General features: G+C 52.1%; 5 protein-coding genes. 3 read left to right on the forward strand and 2 right to left on the reverse strand.

What is annotated here, in order from left to right; translation table 11 throughout:
- Positions 1-56: 56 nt before the first annotated feature.
- The 3 genes from IV433_RS06285 to IV433_RS06295 all read left to right on the forward strand — a co-directional run bounded on the left by IV433_RS06285 (position 57) and on the right by IV433_RS06295 (position 2,088).
- Positions 57-851 (forward strand): winged helix-turn-helix domain-containing protein, encoded by a 795-nt coding sequence (locus tag IV433_RS06285; RefSeq protein WP_195813488.1) that lies wholly within the window; start codon positions 57-59, stop codon positions 849-851.
- Positions 848-1,339: a FidL-like protein gene (locus IV433_RS06290; protein ID WP_195813489.1), complete on the forward strand. Its 492-nt coding sequence runs from the start codon at positions 848-850 to the stop codon at positions 1,337-1,339. Before IV433_RS06285 ends, IV433_RS06290 begins: the two co-directional genes overlap by 4 nt.
- Before the next feature lie 182 nt (positions 1,340-1,521).
- Entirely contained in the window at positions 1,522-2,088 is a 567-nt protein-coding gene (locus IV433_RS06295; RefSeq protein WP_195813490.1) for a YfaZ family outer membrane protein, read from the forward strand.
- A gap of 273 nt (positions 2,089-2,361) precedes the next feature.
- On the opposite strand, the gene IV433_RS06300 is transcribed toward IV433_RS06295, so the two are convergent.
- Positions 2,362-4,401, reverse strand: coding sequence for a glycoside hydrolase family 31 protein (locus tag IV433_RS06300; protein ID WP_195813491.1), 2,040 nt, complete (start codon positions 4,399-4,401; stop codon positions 2,362-2,364).
- A complete protein-coding gene (locus IV433_RS06305; RefSeq protein WP_195813492.1) occupies positions 4,398-5,777 on the reverse strand; it encodes a glycoside-pentoside-hexuronide (GPH):cation symporter in 1,380 nt (459 codons plus the stop codon). The genes IV433_RS06300 and IV433_RS06305 overlap by 4 nt, the downstream gene beginning before the upstream one ends.
- Between the last annotated feature and the right edge of the window lie 310 nt (positions 5,778-6,087).

The raw sequence follows: 6,087 nt of genomic DNA on the forward strand, positions 1-6,087 counted from the left end.
GACGCCTTTTCTCAGAAGATCACTTGAACGACTTCATGGATATCTAACAGGGTCAGATGAAATATCTTATTGATAATAAAATAGAATTCAACTCAGACGACGGGTCGCTCTTTTATCCCGCCAGCAAAGATATTATAAAACTCACTCTGCCAGCGTCGCGCCTTCTGGAGGAGTTTCTGTTATCGGACGGGCGTGACCTGACCCGTGATTACTTACTGGAAACCGTGTGGGATCGCCACGGTTTGCAGGCATCAGGCAATAATCTCAACCAGTACGTCAGTATCCTGCGCCGCAATCTTGCGATGCTCGATTGCCATGAACTGATTGTGACGCTGCCCAAAGTCGGCTTCAGGCTGAATACCCGCATCAGCGTGATGCCGGTAGCGGAGACAACGCAGCAAGAAACCGCGCCGGTACCCCGGACGCCGCTTCCACTTTCTCAGCCCCTGGTTCCTGAAACGCCGGTTGTCACGGCTGCGCCAAAAAAGAAAACCCTGCCGGCCATTTTGGGGGCGCTGACCGTATTGTGCGCCGCCGCTTTAGGGTTGTGGGAATATCAGGATGATCATGATGAGAAAACAGTGGTAACTCACAAGGAAAGCGGTTGTGAAGTGATATTTCTTAAGGACATTTCTGAACGGCGTCAAAAGGATGCTATGCAGGAAGTGGCTAATATCATGAAGAAAAATGGCCTTCAATGTCTCAAAGACAATGTGATTATTTATAACCGTGAGGTGACAGTGTCCAATCTGGACACCCGGCGGACATTGCTGTCTTTATGCGTCCTGGGGAAGAACAGAGAAATTATCTCCTGTGATAATTTTTATCATTATAAATGGATCAAACCATGAGATACCTGAAACCTCTGCGTTTTTCTCTATTACTGCTGGCTGTGGTCTTCATCGCCTTAATTGTGGCGTTCCTCTTCCCGCGTAATTCTGTGCCGTCGCTTAACTGTAAAGGCTTTGCCAGATGGAGTATGGATCTCGAACGAGGACAATTAATTTTTTCACTCAATGAAAACCTTCAGTTTTACGGGAAGGACAAAGGTATTGTGCAGTACGAAGGCAATGTGAAATCACCTTCGAAAAATACCTATCTGGAGCGCACGATTTACCTTACTCACGGCGTCCGGGTCGACAGTAAAACCTATCACTTCACCATTGAAAAAGTGACACCGTCACCACTGGACACCACGCCGGATGCGGACTTCAATCAGCTTTGGCTGGAAAACAGCGGCGACAGCACATCGATAAACATCGGGGTAAGAAATATCCGTGACAGCGCGTATGTGATCAGCAGCCCCTACGCGCCACAGTTCGTTTGCGTGGCGAACTGACTTAGATTTAAAACCTTCATCATCGCGAACTGAAGCATAAAAAACTATATATGTCGTTTTTACAGATATAAATTGAGGTGAGTAAGCCTCGTGTCGTTTTATAGCATCTTCATACCAGCACCTGGCTGGCCTATTTTGTCAGGTGCTTCAGAAGACATAAAACGACATATGACAGGTTTAAAATGCGTATCAATTCAATGAAAACTCTCTTTGCCGGCAGCACGCTGGTCGCAGTAATGGCCTTCACCGGGCAGGCTCAGGCGTTAGAACTGGGCGCCAAAGCAGGCACTGATTTCACCGAACTCAATGTCGGTATGAGCCGTGCAACTTCCGGTCTTTACCTTGACAGCAACTGGGCAAAAAACACCAGCAACGGACGTCAGGCAGGCGCGTTAGGCGCAGGTTTTAATATTCCTGTTGGCCCGGCAATGATCAACCTCGGCGCAAAAGCCGTGTATATGCAAGGTTCAGTTTCCGATAATGAAGGCGTGGCCTTCCCGGTCGGCGGCGGTATTACCGTGCCCTTCACTGACTCTCTGGCTTTTTATGCTGAAGGTTATGCCGCGCCCGATTCTTTAAATAACCGTGCGAAAATCTATGTTGAAGCTGACGGCGGATTCAGTTGGGTTCCCTTCCAGCCATTAAAAGTAAAAGCCGGTTACCGTTATATTGGCGTTGACGGCAGCGCAGGGAATCCGAATGAGCGCATTATTGATGGCGCGTATTTAGGTGGCGAACTGGATTTCTGATTTCACGCGTCTGATTTCAAAAGCCCGTTTATCTGAAGCAGATCTCCGCTTTCATTGCGCAAAGGGAGATCTGCCGGTTCTGAATATTGAATGAGTCATATGTTGTGAACAATTTCTTAAAAACCGTTCTTTCCCTGAGCCTCGTTTTTTCTCTGACAGGTTGCATGATGGCGCGCCCGCGCGATCATCACCCGCATTACGACCATCATCATGACGCCCACCATGCGGAATCTCATCATCCGCAGCATGATCATCACCCTCGTTAAGGCACAGTTATAGACCCAGTTCTGCCTGCACCAGTGTACCCTCACGAATAAAGACCGGAATAGCACTGAGCGGCGCATCGGCTATGATTTTCTGTCCGCCCTGATAACGTTCACCGTTCAGGGCTATCCAGTTTTCACCGGCGGGCAGCCAGACTTCACGCTCCCGCTGGCCAGCATGTAAAACAGGTGCAACCAGAATGTCGGCACCCAGCAAATACTGGTCTTCCACCTGCCAGCTTTTGGCCTGTTTCGGGTACTGGTAGAACAGCGTGCGCATCGCCGGATCGCCCTTCTCATGCGCTTCATCCATCACACGACTGATGTACGGCCGCAGTTTTTCACGCAGGAACAAGCCGCTTTTCATCAGTTCATAATTGGCCTCGCCGTAGCTCCACACTTCATTGGGCGCACCGCTGTTACATTGCGCGATACCCTCACGCCACGGCTCCGGCGGCTGGATTTGCGGTTCACGATACCCGTGCAGACGCATGACCGGGCAGAAAACGCCCCACTGAAACCAGCGGATCAGCAGTTCCTGAAACGCCGGATCATTCACATTTCCACCCTGAAAACCGCCGATATCCGTCGTCCACCACGGAATGCCCGCCAGCCCCATATTCAGACCGGCAGCAATCTGATTACGCAGTGCATGGAAAGAGGAATGGATATCACCCGACCACGCCAGCACACCGTAACGCTGGCTTCCCGCCCAGGCGCAGCGCACCAGATTGACGATTTCGCTCTCGCCTTCCTGCTGTAAACCGTCGTAAAAACCTTGTGCGAATTTTTGCGGATAAATATTGCCCACTTCCAGCACGGGCCCGAGATGATAGCGATAATTATCAAAATCATAGGCGCGATATTCCGGTTCAGCTTCATCCAGCCAAAAGGTGCGGATCCCCAGATCGAAATAATTTTTCTTCACCTTGTCCCAGACAAACTGGCGTGCGCCGGGATGTGTCGCATCGAAGAAAGTACAGTTACCGAGGAAATCCAGATTCACTGAAACGCCGCGATCGGTATTGACCAGATAACCTTTCGATTTCATCTCTTTATAGTTGTCGGTGCGGCTGTCAACCGTCGGCCAGACCGACACCATCGTCTCGATTCCCAGTGATTTCAGCTCAGCCACCATCGCTTTCGGATCCGGCCAGTCCACCGGGTCAAAACACCATGTGCCCTGATTCGGCCAGTGAAAGAAATCGATCACAATTACCGAAATCGGCAGGTTCCGGCGCTTGTATTCGCGCGCGATTTCCAGCACTTCCTGCTGTGTGCGATAGCGCAATTTGCACTGCCAGAAACCCGTCGCGTAGTCCGGCATGCGCGGCGCGGTGCCGGTCGCACGGCCATACTGATGCATGATTTCCGCAGGCGTTTCTCCGGCGGTGATCCAGTAATCCATCTGCTCCGTGACCTGCGCTTCCCAGCGTGTGATGTTCTTGCCAAACGTCGCCTCGCCAATCGCCGGATTGTTCCACAGCAAACCGTAGCCCAGGCTCGACAGCATAAACGGCACACTGGCCTGGGAATTGCGTTGCGCCAGTTCCAGCGTGCAACCTTTGAGATCCAGACAGCTTTGCTGGTACTGGCCCATGCCGTAAATTTTCTCGTCCGGACGCGACTCAAACCTGACCGTTAGCTGATGTTTTCCGCCGGGAATCGCTTTGAATTCGCGCGCATCCATTTTCAGCGCGCTGATGTATTTGTCCTGGCTCTTCTCCGTCGCGCCGATCCCTACCGTCGAACGCTGATGCCAGAACTCTTCCAGAATCAGCTCACCATGTTGGTTATAAAACGCCAGTTGCCCTTTGATGTTAACGGTCGCAGTGATGTTGCCGTTGCGAAGCGTCAGCGTTTCGGTGCCCCGGCGGATATCAGCCTGCGGTTGTTCATCCCGCGGGAGCAGCGCCCAGAGGTGGTCATTGAGCGCCGGACGGCAGGTCGCACGCACGCGCAGACTGTTATCGCCCCAGGGTTCAATCACCAGCGTTTGCTGATCGAAATGCCAGAGGATACGGTTATTTTCGGCGATTAATTCACTCATGCGGGCTCCTGTGTATGCAAGGTGGTCTGACGTTCAGGCTCGTGTTCCGGGGTGATTTTGGACTGATTAATGTGCTGCATGGTGGCGTCGTTGAGTTTGTACCAGCGCATCGACAGCGCACTGAACATCGACAACACGCCCGGCACCAGCGAGAACAGCGCGATAATGGACAACATCGCGGCGGTATTTTGCTGTACGGCATGCGGGACATAACCGCTCATGCCTAGCGTCCAGCCGACGACTGCTCCGCTGACCGCCATTCCCATTTTGAGGATCGCCAGCAGCGTGGAGAACACGGTGCCGTCCATGCGTTTACCTTGTTTGTATTCGCCGTAATCCACCACGTCCGACATCATCACCCACATCAGCGTGGTGGTGACCTGATAGAACGTCGAGACCAGCAGTGTCATGCCGACCAGCAGGGAAATCCACGCCGGAACGAAGAAAATCGCCATGCTCAGAAGACCGGTTAAAACGGCGCACAGTGTGAAAGCCGACAGTTTGCTGCGGTTTCGGGTCAGCGGTTTGACCAGCGCGCTGCCGAGGCTTTTTCCAACGATATGCGCGGCGAGGAGCCACATAAAGTAGCTGGCGTTGCCCAGATAATACGTCACGTAATACATCATCGCGCCGAGACGAACGACGCCGAAGGAGATGTTAAAGAAGATCAGCGCGGCCACTACGCGCCACTGGTCGTTACGCACCAGGTCGCGCAGATCCGAAAGGAAATTCGCATGCGTTGGGGGGGCGCTGATACGTTCTTTGGTATTGAAAAAGCAGAGTAAAAACATGACCACGGCGATCGAGGCCATGATAGCCATTGCTCCGAAATACACGTCGAGTTTATTGCCGCCGCCCATCATTTCTGCCAACGGCATCATCAGGAATGTCGACATCGCGCCACCGAGCGTGGCGAGGAAAAAACGGTAAGACTGTAGCGAAATACGCTGGCTGTTATCCGGCGTGATGATCGCACCCATCGAGCAGTAAGGGATATTAATGGCGGTATACATCAGCATCATGACGCAGTACGTCACGCTGGCGTACACCATTTTGCCGATCAGCGTAAGGGATTCCGGTACCGCATAAACCAGCAGGCAGCTCGCGCCAAACGGCAGCGCCAGCCAGAGAATATAGGGTCTGAACTTGCCGAAACGCGTTTGCGTTCGGTCAGCGATCAGCCCCATTGCCGGGTCAACAATCGCATCGGCCACGCGCGCCACGAGAAACATGGTGCCGACAAACACCGCCGGTAAACCCACAACATCGGTGTAGTAAAACGTCAGGAAAATAATCACGTTATCCAGACCAATATGGCTCGCCATATCCCCCAGACCGTAACTGATTTTTTCTTTTACGGATAATTTCGCCGTCATTTTTCGTCCTGCCTTTTATCGGGTTAAACTCAAAAAAGTCAGTCCGTCCGGTGGCCTGAGGACTTGTTATAAAGTGGTTAAAAGCGAGTCACAATTATGAGATATGATTAATTTCTTATGATTTTTGATTTATGTGATACCGGTAACATGCGGGGATTATTGCAAAGGCGGCCCTGGTAAGGTCAACACCTTGGGCTCGCCGCCCAAACTGGCCCAAAGGGCGCGTTAACGCGCGCGCCCTCTGGACACCCGCGCTTTTTAACTGCGCGCTGCCGCTTGTAAAGTATGTTTCAGCAACTCCGGCTATTGC

Origin of the sequence: Rahnella laticis, from assembly GCF_015644585.1 — a bacterium.
Taxonomy (GTDB): domain Bacteria; phylum Pseudomonadota; class Gammaproteobacteria; order Enterobacterales; family Enterobacteriaceae; genus Rahnella; species Rahnella laticis.